This is a genomic window from Pyrobaculum ferrireducens (assembly GCF_000234805.1).
Lineage (GTDB): Archaea > Thermoproteota > Thermoprotei > Thermoproteales > Thermoproteaceae > Pyrobaculum > Pyrobaculum ferrireducens.
The window spans coordinates 737532-762552 of record NC_016645.1; the positions used below are offsets into that span (position 1 = coordinate 737532).

At 54.3% G+C, this 25021-nt stretch carries 29 protein-coding genes, 1 pseudogene and 1 CRISPR repeat array (1 of these 31 running past the window's edge); of the genes and pseudogenes, 10 read left to right on the forward strand and 20 right to left on the reverse strand.

Annotated elements, in window-relative coordinates; genetic code table 11:
- Positions 1–9 precede the first annotated feature (9 nt).
- Entirely contained in the window at positions 10–144 is a 135-nt protein-coding gene (locus P186_RS14555; protein ID WP_257719878.1) for a hypothetical protein, read from the forward strand.
- Positions 144–1067: a dipeptidase gene (locus tag P186_RS04055; protein ID WP_014288136.1), complete on the forward strand. Its 924-nt coding sequence runs from the start codon at positions 144–146 to the stop codon at positions 1065–1067. Before P186_RS14555 ends, P186_RS04055 begins: the two co-directional genes overlap by 1 nt.
- Here the strand turns inward: P186_RS04055 and P186_RS04060 are convergent.
- From P186_RS04060 to P186_RS04070, 3 genes are all read right to left on the reverse strand, one after another.
- Positions 1064–3445, reverse strand: a complete 2382-nt coding sequence (locus P186_RS04060; RefSeq protein WP_014288137.1) for a thermopsin family protease — start codon at positions 3443–3445, stop codon at positions 1064–1066. The two genes, P186_RS04055 and P186_RS04060, sit on opposite strands and share 4 nt — an antisense overlap.
- Before the next feature lie 96 nt (positions 3446–3541).
- Positions 3542–4006, reverse strand: a complete 465-nt coding sequence (locus P186_RS04065) for a PaREP1 family protein (protein ID WP_014288138.1) — start codon at positions 4004–4006, stop codon at positions 3542–3544.
- A 245-nt stretch (positions 4007–4251) separates the two neighbouring features.
- Positions 4252–4590 (reverse strand): hypothetical protein, encoded by a 339-nt coding sequence (locus P186_RS04070; RefSeq protein ID WP_014288139.1) that lies wholly within the window; start codon positions 4588–4590, stop codon positions 4252–4254.
- Positions 4591–4644: 54 nt separating this feature from the next.
- Between P186_RS04070 and cas6 the strand changes: the two genes are divergently transcribed.
- A complete protein-coding gene (gene cas6, locus P186_RS04075) occupies positions 4645–5391 on the forward strand; it encodes a CRISPR system precrRNA processing endoribonuclease RAMP protein Cas6 (protein WP_237179461.1) in 747 nt (248 codons plus the stop codon).
- On the opposite strand, the gene P186_RS04080 is transcribed toward cas6, so the two are convergent.
- From P186_RS04080 to cmr4, 7 genes are all read right to left on the reverse strand, one after another.
- Positions 5375–5881, reverse strand: coding sequence for a hypothetical protein (locus tag P186_RS04080; protein WP_014288141.1), 507 nt, complete (start codon positions 5879–5881; stop codon positions 5375–5377). The genes cas6 and P186_RS04080 overlap by 17 nt on opposite strands.
- A complete protein-coding gene (locus tag P186_RS04085; protein WP_014288142.1) occupies positions 5872–6147 on the reverse strand; it encodes a hypothetical protein in 276 nt (91 codons plus the stop codon). The genes P186_RS04080 and P186_RS04085 overlap by 10 nt, the downstream gene beginning before the upstream one ends.
- A gap of 113 nt (positions 6148–6260) precedes the next feature.
- A complete protein-coding gene (locus P186_RS04090; RefSeq protein ID WP_148682704.1) occupies positions 6261–6902 on the reverse strand; it encodes an ATP-binding protein in 642 nt (213 codons plus the stop codon).
- A 147-nt stretch (positions 6903–7049) separates the two neighbouring features.
- Positions 7050–7682, reverse strand: a complete 633-nt coding sequence (gene cmr6 / locus P186_RS04095) for a type III-B CRISPR module RAMP protein Cmr6 (RefSeq protein WP_237179462.1) — start codon at positions 7680–7682, stop codon at positions 7050–7052.
- A 95-nt stretch (positions 7683–7777) separates the two neighbouring features.
- The gene (locus P186_RS04100) at positions 7778–8911 is read right to left on the reverse strand and encodes an RAMP superfamily CRISPR-associated protein (protein WP_014288145.1); all 1134 of its coding nucleotides are present in this window, start codon (positions 8909–8911) and stop codon (positions 7778–7780) included.
- On the reverse strand, positions 8911–9333 hold the full coding sequence (locus P186_RS04105) for a hypothetical protein (protein ID WP_014288146.1): 423 nt from the start codon (positions 9331–9333) through the stop codon (positions 8911–8913). Before P186_RS04105 ends, P186_RS04100 begins: the two co-directional genes overlap by 1 nt.
- A complete protein-coding gene (cmr4, locus tag P186_RS04110; protein ID WP_014288147.1) occupies positions 9321–10193 on the reverse strand; it encodes a type III-B CRISPR module RAMP protein Cmr4 in 873 nt (290 codons plus the stop codon). The genes P186_RS04105 and cmr4 overlap by 13 nt, the downstream gene beginning before the upstream one ends.
- Positions 10194–10240: 47 nt before the next feature.
- Between cmr4 and cas10 the strand changes: the two genes are divergently transcribed.
- The 3 genes from cas10 (at position 10241) to P186_RS13770 (ending at position 14849) form a co-directional block, all read left to right on the forward strand.
- Positions 10241–13309 (forward strand): type III-B CRISPR-associated protein Cas10/Cmr2, encoded by a 3069-nt coding sequence (gene cas10, locus P186_RS04115; RefSeq protein ID WP_014288148.1) that lies wholly within the window; start codon positions 10241–10243, stop codon positions 13307–13309.
- Between the two features lie 20 nt (positions 13310–13329).
- The gene (locus P186_RS04120) at positions 13330–14301 is read left to right on the forward strand and encodes a type III-B CRISPR module-associated Cmr3 family protein (RefSeq protein WP_158307126.1); all 972 of its coding nucleotides are present in this window, start codon (positions 13330–13332) and stop codon (positions 14299–14301) included.
- Positions 14302–14477: 176 nt separating this feature from the next.
- Positions 14478–14849 carry a hypothetical protein gene (locus P186_RS13770; protein ID WP_158307127.1) on the forward strand — a complete coding sequence of 124 codons (372 nt, stop codon included), beginning with the start codon at positions 14478–14480 and terminating at the stop codon, positions 14847–14849.
- Positions 14850–15254: 405 nt separating this feature from the next.
- Here P186_RS13770 and P186_RS13775 read toward each other — a convergent pair whose 3' ends face one another.
- The 3 genes from P186_RS13775 to P186_RS13780 all read right to left on the reverse strand — a co-directional run bounded on the left by P186_RS13775 (position 15255) and on the right by P186_RS13780 (position 16132).
- Positions 15255–15392 carry a hypothetical protein gene (locus tag P186_RS13775; RefSeq protein ID WP_014288151.1) on the reverse strand — a complete coding sequence of 46 codons (138 nt, stop codon included), beginning with the start codon at positions 15390–15392 and terminating at the stop codon, positions 15255–15257.
- The gene (locus tag P186_RS04130) at positions 15377–15778 is read right to left on the reverse strand and encodes a hypothetical protein (RefSeq protein WP_014288152.1); all 402 of its coding nucleotides are present in this window, start codon (positions 15776–15778) and stop codon (positions 15377–15379) included. Before P186_RS04130 ends, P186_RS13775 begins: the two co-directional genes overlap by 16 nt.
- A gap of 213 nt (positions 15779–15991) precedes the next feature.
- Entirely contained in the window at positions 15992–16132 is a 141-nt protein-coding gene (locus P186_RS13780) for a hypothetical protein (RefSeq protein ID WP_158307128.1), read from the reverse strand.
- Between the two features lie 163 nt (positions 16133–16295).
- On the opposite strand from P186_RS13780, the gene P186_RS04135 reads away from it, so the two are divergent.
- From P186_RS04135 to P186_RS04145, 3 genes are all read left to right on the forward strand, one after another.
- Entirely contained in the window at positions 16296–16913 is a 618-nt protein-coding gene (locus tag P186_RS04135) for a hypothetical protein (RefSeq protein ID WP_148682707.1), read from the forward strand.
- Between the two features lie 163 nt (positions 16914–17076).
- Positions 17077–18408 (forward strand): hypothetical protein, encoded by a 1332-nt coding sequence (locus tag P186_RS04140; protein WP_014288155.1) that lies wholly within the window; start codon positions 17077–17079, stop codon positions 18406–18408.
- A 376-nt stretch (positions 18409–18784) separates the two neighbouring features.
- Positions 18785–19465: a PD-(D/E)XK nuclease family protein gene (locus tag P186_RS04145; RefSeq protein WP_014288157.1), complete on the forward strand. Its 681-nt coding sequence runs from the start codon at positions 18785–18787 to the stop codon at positions 19463–19465.
- A 476-nt stretch (positions 19466–19941) separates the two neighbouring features.
- On the opposite strand, the gene P186_RS04150 is transcribed toward P186_RS04145, so the two are convergent.
- Positions 19942–20238: a hypothetical protein gene (locus P186_RS04150; protein ID WP_148682708.1), complete on the reverse strand. Its 297-nt coding sequence runs from the start codon at positions 20236–20238 to the stop codon at positions 19942–19944.
- Positions 20239–20952: 714 nt separating this feature from the next.
- Here P186_RS04150 and P186_RS04155 point away from each other — a divergent pair.
- A pseudogene (locus P186_RS04155) lies at positions 20953–21105 on the forward strand (aldo/keto reductase); the annotation flags it as partial.
- A 132-nt stretch (positions 21106–21237) separates the two neighbouring features.
- On the opposite strand, the gene P186_RS04160 reads toward P186_RS04155, so the two are convergent.
- The 6 genes from P186_RS04160 to P186_RS04185 all read right to left on the reverse strand — a co-directional run bounded on the left by P186_RS04160 (position 21238) and on the right by P186_RS04185 (position 24071).
- On the reverse strand, positions 21238–21675 hold the full coding sequence (locus tag P186_RS04160; protein WP_148682709.1) for a hypothetical protein: 438 nt from the start codon (positions 21673–21675) through the stop codon (positions 21238–21240).
- Positions 21672–22013 carry an AAA family ATPase gene (locus P186_RS04165; RefSeq protein WP_014288161.1) on the reverse strand — a complete coding sequence of 114 codons (342 nt, stop codon included), beginning with the start codon at positions 22011–22013 and terminating at the stop codon, positions 21672–21674. The genes P186_RS04160 and P186_RS04165 overlap by 4 nt, the downstream gene beginning before the upstream one ends.
- Entirely contained in the window at positions 22006–22257 is a 252-nt protein-coding gene (locus P186_RS04170) for an ATP-binding cassette domain-containing protein (RefSeq protein WP_014288162.1), read from the reverse strand. Before P186_RS04170 ends, P186_RS04165 begins: the two co-directional genes overlap by 8 nt.
- On the reverse strand, positions 22244–22672 hold the full coding sequence (locus P186_RS04175) for a hypothetical protein (protein ID WP_014288163.1): 429 nt from the start codon (positions 22670–22672) through the stop codon (positions 22244–22246). Before P186_RS04175 ends, P186_RS04170 begins: the two co-directional genes overlap by 14 nt.
- A complete protein-coding gene (locus tag P186_RS04180; RefSeq protein ID WP_148682710.1) occupies positions 22650–23582 on the reverse strand; it encodes a hypothetical protein in 933 nt (310 codons plus the stop codon). The genes P186_RS04175 and P186_RS04180 overlap by 23 nt, the downstream gene beginning before the upstream one ends.
- Positions 23583–23666: 84 nt before the next feature.
- Positions 23667–24071 carry a hypothetical protein gene (locus P186_RS04185; protein ID WP_014288165.1) on the reverse strand — a complete coding sequence of 135 codons (405 nt, stop codon included), beginning with the start codon at positions 24069–24071 and terminating at the stop codon, positions 23667–23669.
- Between the two features lie 153 nt (positions 24072–24224).
- Positions 24225–25021: direct repeats of the CRISPR family, unit length 25 nt; unit sequence GTTTCAACTATCTTTTGATTTCTGG; it runs 314 nt beyond the window's last position.

A 25021-nucleotide genomic window follows, 5' to 3' on the forward strand; every position in this document is an offset into this window, starting at 1 on the left:
GAAAGAGGCATGGACAAGGAATTGGTGAAGAGGCTGAGGGCGGTTATCGACCAGCTCGAGTCAGCGGTAGAGGACGGCGACTGCGAGGCGGTGGAGGAGGCGCTGGACGAGTTGAGAAGCTTGGTCGAGGAGCTCGAGGGGTGATGTTTGTAGATCTGCACCAGGACATCGCCTTCTACTTCCTCACCTCCCTCAGCCCGCCCCCCTTTGACGCCGACGCCGGAGGGAGGCAGAGCGACCTCCCCAAGCTCAGGAGAGCCGGCGCAGAGCTGGTATTCGCCGCCGTGTTCCCCTTCGTAAACGCCTACGGGGCGTGGACCCCCGACGTGAGGCTTGCGTGGGAGGGGGTAAAGGTCTACCACGCCATCGCCGAGAGGCACGGCGTAAAGATCGTAGAGACGAGAGGGGATCTGTACGCCCCGGGCCTCAAATTCCTCATCACCCTCGAGGGGGCGGACGTCGTACACGACGTGGGGGACCTCCGCCTGTGGCACAGACTGGGGCTACGCGGCCTCGGAGTCACTTGGAACCTCGACAACAGGTGGGGCCACTCCTGCTACTCCAAAAACGACAGGGGGCTCACCGAGGCCGGCGCGGAGCTGGTAGAAGCGGCGCAGAGGCTGGGGATAGTCGTGGACCTTGCCCACGCCGGCATGGTCACGGCGCTCGACGTGTTGAGAGAGGCTAGGAAGCCGGTGGTCATCAGCCACGCCAACGCCCGAGGCGTAACCCCCCACCCCCGCAACGTCGGCGACGAGGTCCTCAAGGCCCTGGCGGACAGAGGCGGGGTAGTGGGACTCACCTTCATACCATCCACCATATCCCAGTCCCCCACCCCACGCGACTTGGCTAAACACGCCTCCTACCTAAGGGACAAATTCGGCGTGGAGATTATCGCCGTGGGCACAGACTACCTGGGAATCTCCACCACCCCCCATGGACTTGAATCAGTCGACAAAATAGACAACTTTGTAAAAGCTCTGAAAGCCGCCGGGTTCCGCGACGAGGAAGTAGAGGCCGTTATGTGGCGAAACGCCTACCGCCTACTGAGGGAGGTGCTCCCCTAGCGCCCCCGGCGCACGGCGAGGAGGCCCACCAAGACGCCTCCACCCACCAACACAGCCACGCTGTAGACGCCCACGGCCGGTCTAGAGACCTCGCACTTGTAGTTGAGTGGAAGCAGTGGCCTTGATCGGCCCGCCGCGTCTGTTACAGCCTTCGTGGTGTAGTTTCCGCACGATATAGACACCTCGCTGAACGGCGCTGGCATTGACAAAAAGTCTCTAACCTCCAGCTCGACGTGTCCTACGTCAGCCACGGCCTCCACCTCTGGCGGCGGCGACCTGGCCTCCACCCTCACCGCAACGCCGCGCCACTCCACTTGCCTGGGCGGCCCCGGCGCCCAGCCTACGTAGTGAGGCCCTAGATAGACGCCATCTCTACTATATAGGTGAAGCGTAATGTTGTACTCCCGCCTGTACTCGGCAACGATGTGCATAGGCTTGTACACCGGCCCGCTGTAGTTATAGCCAAGAGGCACGAGCCTCGTCCCGTTTCCAAGATACAAAACCGCAAGCCGCGGCAGAGGCGCGGAGCCTCCCCTCTCAACCCACACGCCGCCCGACTCGTTATACACACGGTAAGTTACAAAATACTGATACCCCCTCTCCACAACTATAGTCGCCGGGGCATTCACCACTACAGAGGATATAGAGACGTTGCCCAGCTTCAGATCCTTCAAAACCGCCCTGGTGCCGTTGCCAAAGTCGATAATAGACTCCACCCTCGGGGAAAAGACTGAGCCAGCCGCAACCCAGTAACGCGAAACCCCAGCCACATCTACAAGAGTTATCAAGTACTCCCGCCTGTATAGAAGGACAACCTCCGCCGGCGACCTCACCACAAAGCTCACGGACCCCCTGTAGACCCCCCCAAGCCGCCACCCCTCGAAGACAAGCCGCGTCGCGTTGCCGAAGTCTACGACAGGAGGCGGGCTAAACTCATACACCCCACCCTCGGGGACCCACTCACTTCTCTCCACAGGTCCAGACACCCTAACTAAGTACTCCCTCTGCCAGCGGAATACGACCTCCAGCGGCTTAGTCACGACTACGCCACCCACACCTAAACTATTCCCCAGATATCTTACACGCGTTCTATTGCCAAAGTCTATAAGCGGGGGCCTCGTCAAGTTTAGAAAAGTGCCGTTGAAAACCACTACCCAGCCCCTTCGATCATAGTCGGAGATGTAAATCGGCACATATCTACTCCACATATACTCAGGCAGATATACACCCCGAGTAAGATTGGCTCCTCTGCCGTACAACGCGACGACCTTTATGTTTGATGCGGTTTCTGCGGTGGCTTGTCCAAAATTTACAAAACTCGGAACTGCGGCGAAGTGCGTGCCGTTCCAGTATTCGAGCTGAAGCACGACTGAAATCTTCTTAAAATCTGCATGCTCGCGGCAACACATTCCCCCCACGACTCCCTCCGCGTTTAGCTCAAGACCACGTGGATTCTTCTTCAGCCCCCTTACGGCAATGGCCACGCTACGTGCCGCCAAGTTTAAAGTCACGTTGTCATACCACTCAACACCACGTCCAACATCATAGCCAAAGGCAAACCACGGCCTCCCATCAGACCTAACGCCGACTTTAATATATAGAGAAGTGTTTATTGGTGGTGCGGCGTCTTTAAAATCAAAAGCAATTTTATAATAGTAGTCTTCTAAAACTCCTTGGGGGTTGCGATCGTTACCCACATTACCCAGCCCCTTTATAACTTCTTTACTAAGATAGCTGAACGCATCGGTATGATTCCATATGTTATTTAGAATTCTAAATTTTCCATTATAAAACTGTATAACGTTTTGTAGCCAGTAGTAGTGAATTCCTTTCGAAGTATTAACTTCAGCATATACGTTTAGCTGTATGCTGTAGGCATCGCCGCGCGGGCTCGCCGCCTCGCCGCCCAGCCAGACCACTCGTAATCTGAATTCTCTAGTAGTGTAGTTGTACACAACCGGAGGATTTGTAAAAACGACGCCGTAGTCGGAAACGCCGATCGGCGCGCTTCGATTTATAGCTAGTCTAAAAACAACAGGACTTGTCCCGTTGTTGTTCACAACCACGACATATCTCCCCCTCCCCAAGGGAATCCACGAAGATACATTAATGCCATAAGCTGACCACAGCGGCTTCGCCTTGAGACCCTCTTTAGAGAACGTAGAATTTGAAAAAACCAAAACCTGGACATGCCTATCCGCAACTACATCTAGCCAGAACCCGCTACTTACGTTAAAAAATCTATAGCTATACCAACCAGGCGGCAGGTAACCAATTGCGTTATAGAGATTACCTACAGATAGTCCTCTGTCGGTGACCACTTGAAAGGAGTATGCCGACGCCACCACAGTTATCAAAGCCAGAATCATGAGTCTCATATTTCGAGATAATACCACTCTTAAAATCTCTGCCCTCCCCCAGAAAGGCCGTAGTTAAGTCCCTCCGCTGAGGGTTGTCTCTCTGTCCGCATGGGCCTATTTGAGGAATTTCTTGAGTTTTTCGACGAGCGTCAGCACGTCGCTTCTATGAATTCTAAACGATGCCTCTCTCAGAAAGCCGTGGTAGAAATTTGCGCGTAGCCTCTCTGCGGAGGCGAAAAGCCGGGGGATGTCGCCGTCTCCAGACTCCTCATGCAGTACTTCGACGACCTCGGCGTAGTCCCTGTGGCTGAAGTGACGGAGGCCCCGCCTCTCCGCAATTGCGCTGAGCAGAGCGGTGACAGCTCCCCAATACTTCTCACCAGCTTGCTGGAGGTCGCCCTTTTGATACAGCTCCTCAGCCTCCCTCAAGTACTTCTCGTGGAGCTTTAGATAGACCTCAACCCGCTCTGGGGGGTCCAGCCTCGCCGCCAGCAACTCTACTAAAAACTCTTCGAGATCACGGCCGCCCGCCGCCCTTCTGAGAATTTCGGCGATCGGTGGGGAGATCACCAAAGCCACGTAAAGATCCGGAAGACGGCTTAAAAATTTGAAAATGCTGGGCTAGGACGCGATTACCCAAGTGGGCGGCGCCATGGCGTTTTCAGCTGTATGTTCGCAACCGCCGCCACTGCCAGCGCGACTCATGCGACCTCTACCTGGCTCATGGGTGGGGAGACAAGTGCAGTTTCGCAACTCTCCACACGCCCAGCGGGAGCCTCGTAGGCCGGCGGGCCCCCGTCTGTCACTATGGAGCCCCGGGGGTTCTAAGACGGAGATCCATAAGACTCTCCAAGCGCCGCTCTCAGCCTCTCCGCCAGCTCGAGGGCGCTGGGCACTGGGCCGCTGTGCACCAGCCTCCCCCCAACGAGGACCAGGGGAAGCCTCCCGGTGCGGTGCCTCAGCATGAGGTACAGACCACGGAGAGACATGGGGTTTGTAAACCTCACAGGCACCCCGCCGAGGTACGACAGCGCCGCCAGCACAGCCGGGAAGTCGCCGGCGGGGATGTGCTCCTCCGTCAAATCCACCCCGAAGGCCCTCGCCGCGTCGCACGCCCTGCAGACCCCCACCCTAAGCGGGGCGAAGACCACAACCTCAATCACACCCCACCCCCGCCCCCAACATAAAAACTTTTTTACACAAGGAGAGCCGTGTACGTGGCGGAGTGGCGCCTCGTCGAGCTGAGGCTGAGGGCGGAGGGTCCCTGCCCAATGGCCGGCTGGTCGGGGTCGGCCGCCTACAGAATCCTGCTGGAGACCACGAGGCGGGAAGCCGAGCCCAAAAACAAGATATACGCCCACCCAATATACGTCGGCGGGAGGCCCCTCCTCACCGGAGTAGACGGCAGAGCCGCCGTCCTAGAGCCAGGCACCAGACTCGCCATAAGGGCGGTGATGTCTGAGCAAGACGCCTACTACCTCCTCGCCGCGGTGTCCAAAAACCCCCGCCCGGAGGCCCCCTGCCACCTAGAGGCGGAGCAGCTCTCCCTCACGGCGCTGGAGCCCGCCCTCCCCGACGGCCACGGATTCGCCACCGTCAAGCTGGTCTTCGCCCCCACGGCCTTCATGTTCCACGGCAGAGACGTCCTCTACCCCTCCCCCCAGCGCATCGCCTACAGCCTAACCAAGACCTACAGAGACCTATTCGGCACAGACCTCAAACAGCTCGCCGACCGCGCCCCCACGGCGCTGGAGCTGACCCACTTCGCCGTGAGGCCAGTCCGCGTCGGCATAGGAGAGGCCCGCGCAGTCCCCGCCTACATAGGCAAGGCGGAGCTCGCCATATACGGCAACGTCGAAACCTGGCTAGCCCTCCTAAAACTAGGCCAAGCCACAGGCGTAGGCATATCCCGCGCCATAGGCTTCGGCAAATACAAAATAAAAGAGGTCAAGAAACACGCCTAGATCCCACACCACACCTCATACCTGAATCAGCTACACAACGAGTCAAGCGGCCCCCCAGAGCATCCTCCCACACCCTCCCCTCCACAACCTCCCCACATCTCCACGGACTATCTAAATAAACCGCGACATCGGCATCGGCGCACAGAAGCTCTCTCACCGGCGTAGGCGTCTCAGAAACGTCCCTAACCCACACCCAATCACACACTGTAAATATACTGTCTCCAAAAACATCCTCTTTTAAAAACGGCGAGGGGCTTGCCACCGCCGCCACCGCCCTATCCACAAAACCTCTCAGCAACTCAAACGCACGCTCAGGCGAGTAGGCACCCTCAGCCACAGCTAGACACCCCCCATACACCTCAAAATCCTCATCAAGCCAGTACTTCCTCAAGGTAATAGACACAGCCTCGTAGCCGCCAACCTCTCTCCTCCTCACTAGAAAATCCTCCCCCAGATCGGGACAGCCCCCCCTACAAAACGCTAAGAGCATACCTTACACACACCACAAGGCTCTTCACAACATCTATACAACCGAATTCTCTTCCTTTCCAGTTCCCTCCTAAGACTATCGCTAACATACGGCATAGCAACCCCGTACTCTAATCTCCCCTTCACAGATAGATAGCTCTTAATATTATTAAACTTATTCTCCACTTCTACCAGCAACGAGTGCCTCTCTCCCTTATCCCCCATTACACGTGTCCCAATCTTACACTTGCACTCCACCAAGACATACCTACCCCTCCCCACTTTCACAACCCATTCTGGCGCCTTATCATAAATCTGACCACAGCCATAAGGACAGCCCCGATTCACCGTCGATTTATCCAGCACACAAGCCTCGCACCCTCCCAGCCTGTGCATAACCACTACACCGACAGCTCCACCTCAGCCACACGCCTCAAATCGTCTAGAGAAGACACGCGGCTGAAACCGCCGTCATAGACGTAATACACAGACCAGCCCTCTACAAGCGCAGTCTTCACAGTTATTGCCAAATGAGTTTCCATCAATACCCATGCTCTTATCTTCGAGAGGAATTTGATAAGCGTTGTAGCCAAGTCGTAGTGTAACCCGGCTTCAAAAGCCTCTATAGCTAACAAATCAACGTCATAAGACGTAGCAACTATTCCAAGCGCCCTCTTGTACCCATACGCGAGGTCCCTCATCTCAATCCATATATCCCCCTGCTTCGCCTTGTCGCCATATACCTTGTCCACCGTGGTGACGTTCCAATTCTCCTCCAGGTACTCAGCTAGCGACGGATCTTTAATCTCAACAGTCCCCTTACACAAATCCAGCGGATCTCCCAACCGCGTCGAAACAGCATCACAAGGACCCACGTATCCGACTCCGAGCCGCCGACGCGGCCCCTCGCACTTAATCCGCCCCACGCTATACATGCACGTTACTACGCCACCTCCGTCCAGCTCAACCACCACCTCCCACTCACTACCTAACTCCCCCGGCGACTTTAAGAAATCCCAATTTCTCGTAGATCCAAGTTCCAAACCTTCATAAAGCGCACGGAGCACCAGGTGGATAAAGGTAGATTTACCCCCGCCATTTGGTCCGAAAAGTAATATCTTATTACCTACAACCTCCGTTGAGAAATTTTTATACGTTCCCTGAGCCTTAATTCTCACCACGTTATATATTTAGAATTTAAATTTAAATCTTCCGTATCCTAACGAAGTCCTAGCCCCCACGCCTCTTGCTAACGCGTCAGCTATTCTCTGCTGAAGCTCCGCGATACACCCTACATCGGCATCCGCGGCAATGATGAAAGCAAACTCCACACCTGGCGGCACCGTGGGGTAAACCAGCGGAGTAGGGCTCGCCTCCACCTCAGAGATTTCCCCCTCCACTTCTCGGTAATGGGGCGTAATGATATCCGGCTCCATAACCTTTTCCCACTTCACGGGATATGCGTCGAATACGACAAGCATGCCCTTATGCTCCGCATCGCCGAACAGCTCCACCGCATCTAATCCACACGCCTTATCAATATGGTGGCTCAGCAGACCCTTAAGCGAGCTACCCGGGATATAAGGCACATTCAACAGGGGATGGATAGCTAGCCCAATCTCTAAGGGCAGGTACGGCCACTTTGTGTGAATCGTTAGCGGAGTCCTTAACGTAAATCGCAAAATAGCAACGTTTTTGAATACCGCCTTAGCAGACTCGTAGAGCTCCTCCACATATTTCTCCACGTCTTTTGGAGAAGGCCAGCTGGGGGGATTCTCGTAGATATACAACACAGTATCCCTCGAAAATTCTGCAATAGCCACACTCCCGCCGCCACTCGCCTTGAGAAAACCCAACACGACACAAGATGTAATATTATACGCGCCAGAACAGTTAAAGTATCTCCCACTAACGTTGCTCACGGCCATAGCCTACTCATACTCCCACCAAGCTTCTCCACATACTCCCGGAACTCGGACAAAGCTGTATCATACGCCTCAGAAACTTTCTCAAAGTCTATATTAATCTGCTGATCACCGCCACCTGTCCACTCCAGCGCCGTAGGCCAGTCGGCTGATCTAATCACAGTAAGATAGCCGCCTCTACCCGTCACATGGTTGTTGTGGAAGGAGACAATAAAAGTCGACGCACGTCTCTTGACATCGCCCTTAATCCCATAGCCCGTCTCTGTCTTCTCCTCTTTCCGCGGAAGGCCAAGAACCCACGCCAAGAGCCTCTCCCTAAGCTCATCCGGAATGGCGTAATTGCCCTTCAGCACGCGGGCCCTATGCGACCGCAAAAAGAAGTCGTGTAAATGAGAGAAATTTAACCCCTCTACGCGGTAGATCTCCGCCACACCCTCTGCGACAGCTGGCATAGGCGGAAACGGAGGACGTTTGCCAGAACACGGAGATATCCACCTCCTAAGCCACCCCCTCACGTCCTCCACTAGTTGTTTTAAATCACGGGCAAGGCGGAAGCGGTACACCGCTGTGACGTCAATAGAGCCAAGCCCCTTCCGCCCTCCCTTCCCCAGACCCTCAAGCGTCAACGCAACCAACAGAACCTCAAGAGCTTGCGGCGGGCCGCCTCCACTTACCTCCAGCTCAAAATCGCCCCCCACAGCGTACTCTATTGGCGGCTTTTTGCGGGTTAAATAAGCGAACCTATGCACATCCGCCCAATACTCCCTCACCCGCACCTTACCCTTGGTACGGTCTATAGAGGGCTCCCTTAACACCCTGATATCCAACGCGAATTTGGATGCCATTGCCGCCTTTTCGCCAGCATATCCTAGACCCATCACAGTGCCCACCACCCTAGATACCGCCTCAGCCTCTCTCGATGTGGGAACTAACAGCACATCCTTACCGCTCCTGCCCGCTAGACACCCCATTTCGTACATGACCCCGGCGACGAAGGCCCGAGCCCACCACCTCCAAAGACCCTTTACAGACGGCGGCCTGATATAGAACCACCTGTCAAGCACCTCAGGTTTGTACCACCCAAGAGACATCGGCGTTGCAATAGTAAGCCTAAATACCGCAGACATCACTTGAAATACGCCTCAGCCAGCAACTTAATCCACCTAGCCACCTCCCTAGACTTCAGCGCGGAGCTTGGTCGCTTCAACTCCATTAAAACATCCTCAAAAGACGTGGAGCTAACTACTCCCACCTTCTTCATCGTGTAGAGAAGCACAGCGCCATACAGCGCATACGCCTTCCACTCAGGCCCCTCCCTAGCGTTCATCACACCTTCCACAACCTCTCTACAGCTCTCGGCACGCAACCCTAGCTCTACAGCATCTTTAGAAGATCTGGCGGCGGCCACGGCAACGACATATGCAGGACCCAGCACATAGAGATCTGAGATCAAAGAGCGAGCCCTACTCGCGTAGCGCGACTGGATATCTCTCGACTTAACCTCAGCGACAGCCTTAGTACACTCAACGGCAAAGTCTATTTGATCCATATTCTCACCAGACCCTTACCAATAGTCTCCTTCCCCCCCACCCAAAGCACAGCAGGGTTACCGCCTAGAAGGTTGTTAAACAATGCACATACCTTATCAGCTGTTCTATCCCCAACATCTCTACAAACCACCGCCGAATGGAAAAGAGTAAACTGCGGCACATACTCCTCGCTCCACAAACCCCCCTCAGCCACCGTCTTAGTCTCCCTATTCAGCCTCACCCTGTACTGAACCAAGAGCGATCTATCAATCACCTCGCGGCTTAAGTCGTCGCCAACAACAGCAATATCAAACTTCGGCAACTGGATCCCCAGGTTCCTCAACGCATTAGCAAAGGCCTCCACCACGGGGTCAACAGAAGCCTCAACCTCTACCTCGTTAAGAAAAATCTTCCCATTGTCAACGTAATCCTTAGAGGATACTAACGCCTTGTTTTTAATGCTATTATTGATAAGCTTTTGCGCGTTCTCCACAGCATCTTTAAAGCCTTCCCTCTCACCACCCTTATACACCTCGGCATATGTTGTAAAAAGTCTTAACAAATGAGGTGTGGTAACGTATATCCAGACACCCCTCAGCGATCTTGCGGGCATGAGGAGGAGCCTGGCGTCAAGTAGCGTAACGCCGGAGATGGAGTCTGGCCGCTCCCCCGGCTCCCTACCAAACACTAAGCGAACGTCATTCCCCGCCCCCCTCTTGTATGCATGCGACTTCAAAGCACCCTTGAGCGAAGACGCCCAAATCACGGGTAATTCAAACTCATCTCTCTGAACAGGCAGATCCACATGAGCTCCCTCAGCTCGGCCCACTCCCACATGCAGAGGCGATAGGGCGTATACAAACAGCGCTAAAGCTTGCATAATCTAATGAAACCGTACATTTAAATATTTTAATAGACAAGACAGCCATGAAATCACTAACCGAGTTTTTCCTAGCAAAGCTGTGGACCCTCCTCCACGATCCCCCACACAAGGTCTGGATTCTAAAAGACGGAAAAAGATGCCTAGATGCCGATACCAACATAGAAAGCTGGGCTGAGCAACATAAGTTACGGGGACATGAAAGAGATGCTCTGAAAATTTTCGACAGCTTTCTAAATGGCAGAGCACATGAGTATCTCAAAGAGCCCCTACTACAACTTGCCAAAGAAGCTGACCACTACTCATCTTCATTTGATCGCTGGATTAGCAATATAATATTTATACTTGACTCAAAAAATATCATTAAAAATATAGTATTTGAATACTACAATCTACACAATATATTCTCTCCATCTAATTACGTAATTTATGTAAAAAATCCTGATGAAAAAGTACTATGTGATAGAATTAAAAAATGGGTGGCCCGCATCAGCGGATTAACAAATGGCGTTGACAACATAGAGCTTGTGTACCACTTAGTCTATGCATCGGCTGAGCTGGCGTGGATAAAGGAGGACCTACCTCCACCCTTAGCAGAGACCCGCGTGCCTACACACACAATCTTTGACCACCTCTACGCCGCCGCCATGACAGTTAACTGGCTGTGGGAAGATCGGCAGAACACCGAAGATACGGCCTCACGGGACCGGCAGAACACCGAAGATACGGCCTCACGGCCTTTCTCGCTCATGCCCAAGGGCTATTACGTCGTGATAGACACACCCGGCGTCTCAAAAATTTTAGAGGCGTCGAGAAAGGCAGGAGACTTCTGGGCAGGTAGCTGGCTAGTCTCTGCCTTGATGTGGCTTACGGCGTGGAGCTATATCAAGTCCTACGGACCCGACATCTTGCTTACCCCCACGGCCAGATTCAACCCGTTCTACTACGAATTCCTTAGACTCTGGCTTGAAAAAGAAAACAAGAAGCAGATAGCGGACAAGCTAATCCAACTATACGAAGACGTTATAGCGATGGCTGTGGGGGCAAAAAACGGAGTAAAACTAAGTTATCTACTGAGACACGCAATTATTCCACCTACAATCACTCTCGCACTACCAAAAAAAGAAAATGTTGAGAAACTAGAAGAAGAAATACTACAAAACTTTAACCAAGCATATCGGTGCATAATACATGGACTAGTGCTAGGAGAAGAAAGAAACATAGAATGTACTGATGAAATAGTTAAAAAATTCATAGAAACATGGAAAAGTCAAATAGATGAGAATATTCTAAAACCCGTAAAATCCATACTATACGAAATCCAACCACATCTCTTTGAACAATTATTAATTCCACGAATAGTAATTATAGATATAGAAAAGCTATATACCGAGTTCCAAAATATTATAACAGGTCAAAGTAAAGAAACAATAGATAATATTAATAAAGAAACATATCAAAAATTCCTTAAATTCCTTAAAAACTTTAAAGAACAAAAATCAGATTCTAAAAAAATAGACGAGGACATGATATCTAAATATCTACTCTTCCATGTAGTAACTAAAGAAGCCCTTAGACAACTCATAAATACAACAATGCTACCTGTCGGCAGAACTTGGTTTACACTAGACGGCCAACCACTGATGGACTACCAGAAATTCACAGATGCGCCAGGCTGGATATTCTGCACCACTTGCCTACGAGAGCCGGCAGTCGTAAAATTCGGCAAGGCGTGGAAAGTAAAAGACGGTGTTCCCGTAGTCTCTTACGACGACGAGACAATAAAGAGGCTTAATATAGACGGCAACGTTGACGAGCTACAAAAAATCTTCAAGCCTGGCGAGGCTCTAGGCCCCCTATGTCTCCTCAAAAGATTACTTTATCTTTCAACAACCCTACGTCCGAAATTTGACACAACCGAGGACGTAGCCATTGGATGGTATACCAGGAGGATATATAGAGAGATATCTCCCCTCCTCAAAAATACGCAAACTAGAGAATGCAACGTCGCAGTCAAATACATCGAACAGAAAAGAGGCCGGGATATCCTGGCCTACGGCCCAATAGAAGAGATACGGCGCCTGTTTAGAAAATGCGCAGAGTCTGTAGAAAAGTATGTGGATAAAGATACGGCAACCAAAATTAGTAGATTTTATGGCGCTACACAATTATATGCACTACTAGAGTTAAGAGATACCTACGCTGTGATAAAAGCCGACGCAGACGACATACGCAAAGTCTACACTGGAAACATCCCAACCACGTCATATAAACAGTTGTTGATACAACTCGCAGATCACAGCGATAGCAGAGATGTAAAAGAATTCTTCACAGACCTGCTGAAATTGCTAAACGCCCTCGAGGAATTGACCAATGGAAAAATACTAGTTTCACCAACATACTATGCCGCCCTCTCGCTTTCGCTTATGATAACTGCACTTAAAGATATATACAAAGTGGAAAAAATCTACGAGGGTATGACCGTGTACGCGGGTGGAGACGACGTACTAGCCCTAGCGTCTGTGGACGCCTCGCTACACGTAGCCGAAACGATGAGGCGTAATTACTGGGGTGACGGAGGCTTCCACAGAATAGGCCAATACGCCATACCTGCGGTAGTGGTGACTGGCAGAAGCATATCAGTCAGATACGTCAACGTGCTCGACCATATGGGCGGCGAGATATCGAAAACATTAGAACTGTTAAAAGAAGCGAAAAAAACCACCTGGTTGCTGGGCGGCAGAGAAGTTAGAAAAGATACGCTGGTGATAAGCGACTCGAGAACCAACACCTCTGCATACCTCCCACTAATAGATTCAAGAAATAGAGTAGGCACATACATAAAATATCTAAGAAAAATGTGGGGGATGATGATCGGCGGAGAACTCAGCGGCAACGCCCCGTCTGACTACATAGCTACATTCGGCGACGTGACGGAGAAATTACTCGACGAAGAAGCCCTCGTCAAAATTTACGAATACACGCTCAGTAGAAACCTCAAAAAAGCCGCCGCATGGAAATACGCAGATGTAGCGGCAGAGGCAAAGAAAGAGGGCAGAACCCCACTGGGAGACGAAATAATGAAAGCACTGGCCATACTCAGAAGATACCCATGACAAGCAATCAAAAGACGCTGGTGCTTGTAATCAAGCCGCTGGAGCCGCTCCACTTCGGCAAGACGCAGATCCCCGGCATAGACCTCGCCGGCAGAGACGCTGCCTTCACGGCGCCCCCGCCCTCGACAATATTAGGCCTCCTCGCCTCTATAAAAGGCATCAACTACTACAACAAGCCAAAACCCTGCAACCGTCCACTAGAAGATCTCAAAACCACATATAGAGAATTGACGGGAGAAGAACTAACACCCACAATAGAGGGGGTAGACAGACCCCTCATTTGGGGGCCAGTAGTATACATAGAAAAAATCCCACATATACCTATCGAGGGAGGATATTTTGTACCTAGAGGAGAAATGGAGAAATACATCGATAATGCCGCAGGAGAAAACTCAAAAATCAAAATCAAGAAAGCAACAGTCAACATAAAGCCAGGCATAGCCCTAGACCCGACGTCCAAAACCCCCAGATACGGCTACCTCTACGGAGCCACATATGTAGGCTACCCCCTTGCATCAGAGATACGCTACGTCGTAAACATGGCAATCCCCACAGATCAAAACTACAAAGGGGTCTACAGACTCGGAGGAGAAGGCAGACTAGCCCAGATAGAGTTAAGAGAAAAACCAGTAGACATAAGAGGAGAAAAACCGGAAGGTGAATCCAAAAAGAGCGAAGATGCCATAGTGCTGACTCCCCTCCTTTTCCAGCCAGAAGACGGCTATGCAAGAACGGCAGGCCACCCAAAGGGTCCAACACCCGGCCTTGAATGCGTCGAAGAGATACGCGGCATCTACACTGGCGACACATTCAAAATTGTCGCCGAGCCAATGGGGCTCGGCTACAGTGAGGTATGCAACAGAAGGAGACCACTCTACTACGCCCTCCCACCTGGAACCGTAGTAAAAATAAAATGTAAATATAAAGCAGTTGGCCTCTTCTCACAACTAGGATATGGAGCGATAATAAGAACTAAAGATAGACTTCCCTGAAGAGCTCATACAAGATCCATACCAATATCAACTAGTGTCGGCAACTAGATGTAGAGCCTGCTCCACCAGCGGCGCAGTTCGAGATCCGTTGGAATCTGTAGTGCTCGACGCCACAAACCACGTTGCGGGGCGGCGGGGGCAACATAAAACATATAAGTAGCCGTGTACAGAAATACGTGGCGGCGCCGCGGCTGGAGCTGGAGGACTTCCTCGTCCTCGCGCTGGCGGGCATGGGGGCGCACCCGCCCCTCATCGCCTACCTAACGGAGATGCCGAGGGAAAGGGTGGAGCTCATCCTCGAATGGCTTGTGGAGAAGGGCTACTTGAAGAGGGAGGGGAACCGCTACAGGTGGACAAAAGCCGCCAAGCCCGTCCTTAAGCAGTGGCGCTCAAACCCGGAGGCGGCCGCCGCGCTTAGGCGCGCCTTCGACAAATTCGCCCGCGACGTGGCGGCGCCCGTGGCGAGGGCGGCGTGGGAGGCGGCGTTTTGGTGGACCATGTGGCTGGCGGCGATGAAGTGGCTCCACTACCACCCCCCAGAGGACTAGCCTCAGTACAGCTGAAAGGTGTATTTTGGCTTGCAGTTGGGGTTTGGATACGCGGTTCTGGTAAGCGTACATGTCTCTGTTTTTCCACAACCAAATACCCTGGCGCTGTGGTGTCGACACCAAATGTCTAGACACAGAGTATATCTACTGCCCTGTCGCAACGTGCCGTAGTTCAGCGCGATGCCGGCGCCAAAGGGCCCTAAAACGGATTCATTGACTTTATCTACCTCTCTCGGTGTTAGGTACAGCCTCCACTGGAGGTGCTCAGCCAGATGCCGAAGGTGACTCCGCTGAGAGATGTTCTACATCAACTTCGTGGCTACACTCTGATGCCGTGAACCCACTGCACGTTTACACAAGGCAACCCCTCAATATCGGAGGCATTCGGAGCTGGCATAACTTTGACTACATGTAGACATCTGTGACGTCGCTCCCCACCTCAAGCCGCGCTGTGCCTAGCTCGGAGCGCTCAAGCCCCACAACTATGCGAGGGAGCACAGGCGCGCACGGGACCCCGCCGAAATACCTCACCTCAACTCCCATGTATTGCTTCGCCAATATATTAACCAAGTAGCCCCCTCCAACCTGGTAAATTGTAAAATCAATGGGGTGAAGCTTAATACCAACCAAACGGCTGTACTGTGAACTCCGCAACGGCCGGCTTCACCTCCCTCACCTCTGCCTTTAGCGACTTTACCATCTAGCCGAGCGCAGTATCCGCAGAGCCTCCTCCCTGTCGATCTAGTAAAGGCGGTGAAGTCAATCTCGAGGTTGATTATGCGCCCCACCTCGTCGAGCCCCACAATCACCTCGGCCTGCCCCATAACCACCGCAGACGGCGCCCCCTCAGACCTCCTCACAATGAGCACCGCGTCCACCACCCGGACGCTAGGCGCCTCGGCGTAGTAAGACCAGCCCTTTACCCCCAAATTCCCGGTGTAGTTAACCGGAGGCTACCACTCCCACGAAGAAGTATGAAGAAAAGCCCCCCATATACGTCCTGCTGTAGATCACATCCACGGCTCTACATGCAATTCGCTATTTAAAGACAACCCCCATCGGACACAAGCCACCCCGTAGAGCTGACGACAAAGACGGCAACAAGTAGGGCCCCCGCCGCTCTACACAGCCCTCTACGTGCTCTACCCGCCCCCAGCGCCAGACCCGCCGCTACGTCCCGAGGTAGCGGGCCCCCAGTCGGCGGCCAGCTCGCAGAGACCTCCCACCAGCTGGCGCATCTCCACCCGGCAACCTCCGCCGCGGTGGTCGCTAATTACGACCACGCAGACGAGAGGACCCGGCGCCCTCGCAGAATGTCACGCAACATGCAAAGCGCACCCAGAAGCGCGCCCACCCACGCCGCATCCGCACATACGCAGAGACGCGCGGAGGCCCATGTAGATACGGAGCCGGGCTAATTTTAAAAAGCGGCTCCGGTATATGTCCGTGTCTGTGGATTTGAAGACGCTTGAGGAGGTGGTGGAGAGAGCCGTCAAGAAGGCCCTGGCAGAAGCCCGTAGCTACGAGATGAAGGCAGTCGCCGAGGCGTTGAAGGCGCTGGCAGACTACACCAAAGCCGGATTTACACAAGTCACCACAGAACTCGGAGAGTTGAAAACTCAAGTCGCCGACTTGAAGACGAGGGTATCTGCATTAGAGACACGTACAGCTAGTCTAGAAAATCGTGTATCTAGTCTAGAAAAACGCGTATCTAACGTCGAGGATAGTGTGGACTCTCTAACAGAGGCCACTCTCTCCCGCTACGTCTGGGAGGATCTTAGAGAGGAGGTTAGGGCTAGGGGGGAGGTGGTGCTGTCGAGAAGGCGGAACGCCCGCGTGGACGGCTTGGATATCGACCTCCTCGTGGAGACGGATAGATCTGTCTACGTGGTGGAGGTGAAGACTAGGGCGAGGAGGAGGGACGTCGACGCCGTGGCTAGGAAGGCTGAGGCGGCCCGAGGCGCCTACGGCAAGCCCGCAGTAGCCATCCTCGCCGGCGTAAGGATAGGAGACGACGTGGAAAAATACGCAAAGGGAAAGGGGGTTCTCGTATACAGATACTAATCAGAGCCGCGGGGTCCAGCGAGAGCTAGGCCTGGCGTGGGCGGGAGACGGCTCCGAGACCGCGGACGCCTCTCAGAGGGCGGCGTCTACGCCGTCTGCGAGGCGGGCAGGCTACTGTGTAGACATATCAGTAAAATTTTAAACAACTAAAAATTCTTATTTAATGAATAGTAAGAGGGGGATTACATGGTATCTCGATAGGTTATTCCCTATTTTATTAGTAGCTGGTGCTGTAATTTACGTAAGCGGCTACACTACTCTAGGACAGTTGCTTATGGAGGTGCCTATTGTTGCGTATTACGTACCTGGCCTCGTCTTAGCCGCTGCAAGGCTTTACCTATCTATAAAAAAGACGGAAAATAAAATCCTCTCGGCGCTGTTCGGCGGAGTATTCCTCACATCAGTACTTTTGATAGGTGCGACATGGCTATTAGGTGAGTTGTATATAGGTGGTTTACTAGACGTCGGAGATCTCGGCGATTTTCTATACGTTGCAATTTCAGTATTAGTGTATCTGTCATTGATGAAGGTCGTGGACATTGTTTACAGTAGGCGGCTGGCCGGCGTGGGCAGAGTAGACGGCGGCTATCTACATGTCGAGAGAGGAGTAGCCTACGGCGGCTTCACCTTTGGGCTCGGGACAAAGTCGTTTGTACTAATCGGCGGAGAGGACCCCGCCGTGCTAGAGATGATTAGGCTACACGAAGAGTACCACGCGAAGAACAGACACCCCATGAAGCTCCAGCTGTACCTCCTGGCCGCGCTCCTCCTCACGGGTATCATGATAAGACACGGCATATGGAACACGCCGGTCTACCCCACGGCTGTTTTGGCGCTCGCCGTCGGCTTCCTAGTCTTCATAAGGGCGCTGGAGACAGCCGCCGACGCCTACACATGGCGCGCCCTGGGGCCCGCGGCGTACGAGCGCCTCAAAGCCTTTCTCAAGCTGAGGTACGGCGTAGAGGAGCCGCGGAGGGCCCCCCTCTGGTCTAGGCTCACCCACACCTCGCGCAGAGACATCACCCTCACCACAGGAGACCCCATCGGCGCCCACTGGAGGCTTGAATTCCCCCTAGCGGGCGCCCTGGCCTCTCTATCCATAATAACCTGCAAGTACTACCTCTTGCCTCAGGACATTATCTACATCACGCTCCCAGCCGTCTTCGCTAGCCTCCTCGCGTTCTCCATCTCACTGGCATACGTAGCGAAGCCCTTAATCCGCAGATTGGCAGGCCCCGCCTTCACAGACCGCGGCGTCTTCAACCTCGGCGCCTTGTCCTCAAGCGTCTACACAACCGCCGCCGTTGCCGCAGTAGCCCTAGGCCCGTGGTCCCATGCACTGGCCTCCGCGTTTCTAGCCTACGCCATGCGCCACTACCTAAACAGCTGGAGACGCGGAGTAGCCCTCACAGCAACCGTATATCCTGTATACCTGGCGCTAAACACCGCCATCATGTCGCTACTTCATGAGATAAGCCCACCACAACCCGTGTAACGGAGAAGGCGGATTGGCGGGGGAGGGGGACACTTGGCACACCGCGCCGAGGCGCCCCACACCCACGCCGCGGGCCGCGGGGCTGAGGGCCGTCCCGGCACACAACCACAACCTCCAGCTACCTGGAGGCTATTGACATCTGGCCGTAGTGCGGACAGCCGCCGCAGAGAGGCGCATCAGCTGTTTCACTTTTAATTTCAAACCCCGACTCAAAGCGGGCTTGTGCATCTCACTGACGTTTCAACTATCACATCCCAACGAACGCCGTTATTGATTTTAGAGGCACATAGACAACGGCGGCAACCCGCTGTGTACAGCGGCAGGTCCGCCGGGGCGGGGCCTAGAAGCATTTTTAAATCTAGGCGTAAGCAACTCCGTGTCTCTTGCCGAGGAGGTCAAGAGGGTATTGATGGAGAACCCAGATATACTAGCAGAGGTGCTGGTCTCCAGACCTGAGATAATTTACAAGGCCCTGGCCCAGCTGGCCCCGTGGCAGAACCTGGCTACTAGACAAGATATAGATGAATTGAGAAAAGCCGCTAGACAAGATATAGATGAGCTGAAGAGAGCTTTAGACGAGTTGAGAAAAAGCGTTGATCAGATATCTCTGAGACTAGATGCGCTGGAAAAAACTGTTAGCCAAATATCTCTAAGAGTAGACGCGCTCGGCGCCCGCTGGGGGGTCCTCAGCGAAGACGCCTTTAGAGAGGGGGTGAGGGAGCTTCTGCGCGCGGCTGGCTACGCGGTGGAGAAGCGGCTGTACTACGACGCAGACGGGTACGTCTACGGATACCCCAGCGAGGTGGAGCTCGACGTAGTTATAAAAGACGGCGCTGTAATCGCCGTGGAGATCGCCTCTAGTCTGAGGAGGGGGGATTTGCTTGCCGTAAAGCGGAAAACTGAACTATATACAAAAACCACCGGAAGGCCAGTCAACGCGGTTTTAGTCATAACGCCGTATATCAGCGACAGAAACCCAAGCTACATCAAAGCCATGGCTGAGAGAATCAACATCAAACTCATAGCCCCAGAGGAGGCGGCGGCGAGGCCTGTTTAGAAACCCCGGCCCCCGGCGACGCGCCTCACACCGAAGGGCGGCCGACGGCAAAGGCTCGAGGAACAGCCGCGCCGCCCCGGCCCCTGCTGAGAGCTCGACTTAGATCGCTGTTTCTGTCAGATACCGCCCTCCTCCTCGTCCTGATTCCGGCACCTCCAGCGGCGCCACCCCTCATGCCAGGCGCCTTCTTCATATGCTCCCCCCTCCTCGCGGCCTCTCTAGCGCCCGCCTTTGTTGCGCCGCGGCGTTCGTCAGTGATATAAGCACTGTCACCCCCCGTAGGCCTCGCGGCGCTGAGGCGCCTCGGCTTCTACTCGGCGCGCACCTGCAAGCCCAGATCTTTACGCCACTCTGCGGTAGCCGTCGTTAACCGCCGCGTCGTCGGTACTTCGTAGTGGGCGCGTCCGCCTCCCTCGCGCCCCGCGGCTAACGCCGAGCGTATACCTCGGCGAGAGTTCCTCCACGTCGGCATTCAGCTAGGCAAGGCTCTCGTCGAGCTCCCTAACCCTGGGCTTTTCCTCCTCCTCCCACACCCCTAGGACCCTCGGCGGGGCCCTCACAGCGGCTGAGATCTCGAGAGGCCTCAGCTCCCTCGGCCTCCACGCGCCCTGTTGCATGACCCCCATCTCGACGGCCATAGGTGCAGAAGGGGGGCTTGTAGCTAATCCTTTTGAGGCCGGGCTCGTAGACACCTGCCATCCCCCTACAGAGCACTCGTCGAGAGGGGCCGCTCTGGGCTTCGGCACGCCGAGCCGCTCGGCGAGGGCCTCCACTATCCCCTCCGCGGTACCCGTCCCCCGGCGGCTAGAGGCAGAGCCCTGAGGGCCTTGCCGTATCTCCCAACAGTCCCCATAGAGGCCGGGCCGGCTCTTTTCGGCAACGAGGCAAGATGCGGACACTGCCGGAGGCGGCGGATAGGAGACGCAGGCGGCCCCCTATGGAGGGGCTCCGCCGGGTTGTGCGCCTCCCCACGTCCAGCCCAAGTCGGAAGGCGATTGATCTAGAAGCCCGCGCCTCTGCCGCGTATGCCGTCAATTCCTCTCGACAGGCTCTCGGCCTCTCGGAACGCCGCGGCGCTCTACAGCTGGCTCTTCCGAGGTGGCACGCCAGGCAAAAACAGAACTCAGGGAGGGCGTTTCAACCACCTTTTGACTACCAGTCAGCGGGACCACGGTGGGGAGGAGATCGTCGTCACTAATACATCGTTAAGGGGGACTGTCATCACCCATCTATCGCCTCAACTAGATCTATAAACCTGCGTCCCCGCGAACGAGAACGTCTCAACTATCCTCTGCCTTCCTGCAGACTCTTCACCCCTCTGTGCCGGCCCGAGATATCATCTGTTTCAACTACATTCTGGTTTCTGGCATAGAGCATTTAAATTTTTTCCACAGCTGTGAGGAGGAAAGTCTCAACTATTTCTGCGAGGCGCAACTACTGACACTCCTCGTTGTTAATGTTCTAACTTTTGATTTCTGGCCAGTTGGCTGGAGGCCGGCAGGCAGTGCCTCTCCAACACCGACATAGCGACGAGTCAGATCCGCTACAATCTGCTGGAGAGAGACGCCGACAAGGAGCTCCCGCCCTACCTTAGGAGGAACGGGATAGCGCTCATAGCCTGGTCCCCGCTAGCCAAGGGTACCGCCGGGATCGGGCGGCCGCGCGTTTTCTAGACCTCCCTCGTCGTCTATCTCCACGGGCCGTCTTCAGCCGGCCCTAGGCCGATCTGTGCATCCTCAACGACGGCGGCCGGGATCGTGATGACGCAATACCTAGCCAAGCCGCGTCTTGGGGCATTCGGAGTATTTTATAAAGGCGAGGCCGGCGTTTAGAGCTAGGTACATCAACGGCTGTTCTATCGGCAATCCCATGAAGAAGACCGCGGGCAGTACGAGGAGCCACAACGCGGCCGTCAACACGGCTACTACGACCAAGGCGGTCGCGAAGCCCCGCCTACATCCCCCTATCTTGAAGGCTAGACTCCAAGCCGCGTACACCGCCAGCTGTATGAAAAACGACGCGAACACGGCAGTGGGCACGAAGAAGCTCCAAGTCGCGTCGACGGACTCCCTCACCAAGACCGGTTGCCCCAGCCGCTGGGCCTCCTCGAGTATGAGCCTCTCAAGAGCGTGGCGCAACTCGTCCATCCTCAAGACTATGTCGGCAAATGTCCAGAAGGCCATGAAGACCGCGCTTGCGACCGACCTCACGGCTTTAAAGACAAGAAGTCGACCTGCAGAGTCGCCTTCAGGGGGACGCGCGCCGTCAGGACCAACACGCCGTCCCTCGACCTTCTCAACAACTCGTCGTGGAGCTCGGCGGATCTCTCAGGGGATACGCTGACGTAGGGATCGTCCAAGACGAGCAACTTGACCTTGGGCGCGACCGCCAATGCGGCGGCCAGCTGGACCAACCTCTTCATCCCCTGCGACATCTTGCCCAACGGCAAGCGCCCAGACACGCCTGCCAGTTCGAGGGTCTCCTCGGCCGAGTCCTCAGCTCCGTAGAACGACGCAAGCGCCTCCACGTATTCGAAAGCCTTAACCATCCGGCAGATCCACGACCTCCGGCAGGAAGAATATATAGTCCCTAGCCCTTGGGACAGGCACGCCGTCTAGGAGCACGGAGCCGCCGAGCGGTTTCAGCAGAGAGGCTATTGTTTTGGCCAAAGTCGTCTTGCCGACGCCGTTAGGCCCGTAGAAGACTATCGACTCGCCCTTAGCCAGCTTAAAGTCCAAGGGCTTTGTCAAGGGCTTGTCATAGCCGACGACTAGGCCTCTAGCCTCCAACATATCTGGCCAACGTGAGCGCCACGGATAATAAAACTATCAGCGAGAACAAAGGCGCGTAGGGCAGGGACGCGAGCCCGACAACAGTCGGCGCGAGGGCGCCCGCGACCACAGCTCCGCGCGGCCGCTTAGGGTTTCCGCGGGGCTCCAAGACCACGTAGCCTTTCTCCAGCCTCAGCTCCACGTCTACGCCCAGGGCGATGTACTGCGCCGTCTCGTGGACGTAGATATACGCAAACGGCGCGAGGAAGACCTCTATAGATATAAGGCAATAGGTCCGACAAGAGGCGAGGAGGAAGCACAGAGCTATCGCCGTCGCTCCCAGCGCCAGATAAGCCCTAAACACGGCGTTTTTTAACATGAGCCTGCTGAGGGCGGAGAGGAACCCAACGACGTTATTGGCCGGAGCTAAGTACATGGCGGATCTCCTCGGAAAGCTTGGGGAGGATAGGAAGAAGGGCCGCGGCGGCGAGGAGCTGAGGGTAATGCGACAGATACCCGGCGACGAAGAGGGCCAGCAACAACGCAACGGCGTCCTCGTTCCTGAAGATATCCGGCTTCAACGACCATATAGACGCCGTCCACAACGCAATAAACGCCGTGTGGGTAAACACGTCGCACTCCTTGAATAGGCACACGGGGAGCGATACGGCTAGGAGCCAGAAAAACGTGACGATCGGCTTCGCCGAGGGGCGGCCCTTGAGGAGATGATATATACGCAGGCGGCTGTCCAAATAAGTGTCTAAAGACGCGCCGAAGATCAAGCCGTAGGACGCCAGGAGGAACAAAGCCAAGGCGGCCAGCTGGACGGGCGTCATGGGAGGAGGCGACGTTGCGGCGAACTGGGATAGACCCCTTATGGAGATATTGGCCGCGCCGCCGACTGTTAAGTAAACCGCCATGAACGCCGCCGCGAGAAGAGCCTTCGCTACGGGATGCAACGTCGACATGCGCAAGGCTCCCCGGCCCATCGTGGTGATAAGCCTAGCCCTCGCCAGCGCCTCGAATACGGCCACGGCGGCAACGCCTACAGGCAGGAGGGGCGCAACGGCGATCAGAGACGCCACGAGGAGCGCGGGCCTCCTACGTAAGGCCGCTAGGAGAGGGGCGACGAGAAGCGTCGGCGATCTCCACGCCGCCGTCAACAAGACGGGCAACGACGCCGAATACGTCACCGCCGCGGTCGCCGAGAGGCCCCTGGCGCTGAAGATAGCCGGCAGAGGCCCGGATATCCTCCTCTCCGCGTAGACGCACAGTATGTATATTAATAGGAAATAGGCTGAACTCTCCATTTGAATAAAACCAAAAAAGACTTCTGTAGTAATCATAACAAACATCATTAATATTAATAAAATTATAAAATAAATATCCATAAATATGTATTTAAGATGGTAGAGGAAAAAGCTGAGCATTTACGGGCTATAGCAGAGGCATATATTCTTTACGTAGAGCCACCCCACCTCCAAGCCGCAACTCAGCACCTTGCTACAGAACCACCACTTACAAGTAGCGCAGGAGGCGAGGGAGCCTAGGATCGCTATGGCTACTACAGCGGCTATGATTAACACCACGACGAAGACGCCGTAGTACCTCCTGGGCACGACGAAGGCCGAGGCCACCCCGAGCGCCAACATGGCCGCGATCAGGGCAGGACCTGGATAGATAGTCTTATAGCCGGCGGACGCAACCACCGTGAAGAACGGATACCAGCTCTGCGCGGCAAACGGAGTTGCCAATACCAACGATATCTCTATCAACAACAGCCCTACAACTACGCCGTATATCACCGATATATAGTTATTTCTAGCTATTCGCATGGCTTGCTAACAACATCGGTATTATTTTTTACTTCGACTAAAAGCTAAATTTTTTGTATCGATAGTCGATACTACGTGCCGTGCTGATACACCACGCCTATGATCACCTCGGCGGTCGAGCATTTTAGCGGCCGGCCTCATCTCGCCTATCATGTTTCAACTATCTTTTGATTTCTGGCCGTAGGCGGCGCCGCACAGCAGGCGCAGGTCAAGGTGACGTAGTTTCAACTATCTTTTGATTTCTGGTTGGCGAGAGGTTCGGCTGTCTTGCGTATGGCTATATCTTTATCGCGTTTCAACTATCTTTTGATTTCTGGGCCGGGCAACTCCGGTGGGCCGGCATATCTGAGGCAATGATTGTTTCAACTATCTTTTGATTTCTGGTTGCCGAGATGGTTGTGCTGAATTACTACACGTTACTTGTCTGGTTTCAACTATCTTTTGATTTCTGGTATGAGTGCCACCGGTACCCAACGTACTGCGCCCACAATATTCTGTTTCAACTATCCTTTGATTTCCGGTAGCTTAGTTGCCACGCACTCCGCGTAGCTCTCATGCCAGTAGTTTCAACTATTTTTTGATTTCCGGCGCTGTACCCGTAAAACTGCCTCCCCTCCAGAATCCAGTCCTCGTTTCAACTATCTTTTGATTTCCGGCCGCGATCCACTTGCGCGGTAGAGCGTGATCGGGGTAGAAGTTTCAACTATCTTTTGATTTCCGGCTGTACCTAAGCGACTATGACATGTGCTTGCGTTGTAGGGATGGTGTTTCAACTATCTTTTGATTTCCGGACTGGCGCCAGGCTCAGGAGGGTCAAGGCGGGTAGCCTCAGGCTGTTTCAACTATCTTTTGATTTCTGGGTCGGGGCACGCCCTGACGCGGATCCCCAGCTTCCTCCCGGTGTTTATGTTTCAACTATCTTTTGATTTCTGGGGTCCTGAGGAAGATTA

What these genes read in the sequence shown, in the direction of transcription:
- P186_RS04100 (WP_014288145.1), bottom strand. Translation starts at nt 8,911, where the DNA reads ATGTCTGCGGTATTTAGGCTTACTATTGCAACGCCGATGTCTCTTGGG.
- P186_RS04165 (WP_014288161.1), bottom strand. Translation starts at nt 22,013, where the DNA reads ATGGTTAAGGCTTTCGAATACGTGGAGGCGCTTGCGTCGTTCTACGGA.
- P186_RS14555 (WP_257719878.1), top strand. Translation starts at nt 10, where the DNA reads ATGGACAAGGAATTGGTGAAGAGGCTGAGGGCGGTTATCGACCAGCTC.
- P186_RS13775 (WP_014288151.1), bottom strand. Translation starts at nt 15,392, where the DNA reads ATGGGAGTTGAGGTGAGGTATTTCGGCGGGGTCCCGTGCGCGCCTGTG.
- P186_RS04105 (WP_014288146.1), bottom strand. Translation starts at nt 9,333, where the DNA reads ATGGATCAAATAGACTTTGCCGTTGAGTGTACTAAGGCTGTCGCTGAG.
- P186_RS04175 (WP_014288163.1), bottom strand. Translation starts at nt 22,672, where the DNA reads ATGTACTTAGCTCCGGCCAATAACGTCGTTGGGTTCCTCTCCGCCCTC.
- P186_RS04180 (WP_148682710.1), bottom strand. Translation starts at nt 23,582, where the DNA reads ATGATTACTACAGAAGTCTTTTTTGGTTTTATTCAAATGGAGAGTTCA.
- P186_RS04080 (WP_014288141.1), bottom strand. Translation starts at nt 5,881, where the DNA reads ATGCTCTTAGCGTTTTGTAGGGGGGGCTGTCCCGATCTGGGGGAGGAT.
- P186_RS04060 (WP_014288137.1), bottom strand. Translation starts at nt 3,445, where the DNA reads ATGAGACTCATGATTCTGGCTTTGATAACTGTGGTGGCGTCGGCATAC.
- cas10 (WP_014288148.1), top strand. Translation starts at nt 10,241, where the DNA reads ATGAAATCACTAACCGAGTTTTTCCTAGCAAAGCTGTGGACCCTCCTC.
- cmr4 (WP_014288147.1), bottom strand. Translation starts at nt 10,193, where the DNA reads ATGCAAGCTTTAGCGCTGTTTGTATACGCCCTATCGCCTCTGCATGTG.
- P186_RS04140 (WP_014288155.1), top strand. Translation starts at nt 17,077, where the DNA reads ATGAATAGTAAGAGGGGGATTACATGGTATCTCGATAGGTTATTCCCT.
- P186_RS04055 (WP_014288136.1), top strand. Translation starts at nt 144, where the DNA reads ATGTTTGTAGATCTGCACCAGGACATCGCCTTCTACTTCCTCACCTCC.
- P186_RS04185 (WP_014288165.1), bottom strand. Translation starts at nt 24,071, where the DNA reads ATGCGAATAGCTAGAAATAACTATATATCGGTGATATACGGCGTAGTT.
- P186_RS04170 (WP_014288162.1), bottom strand. Translation starts at nt 22,257, where the DNA reads ATGTTGGAGGCTAGAGGCCTAGTCGTCGGCTATGACAAGCCCTTGACA.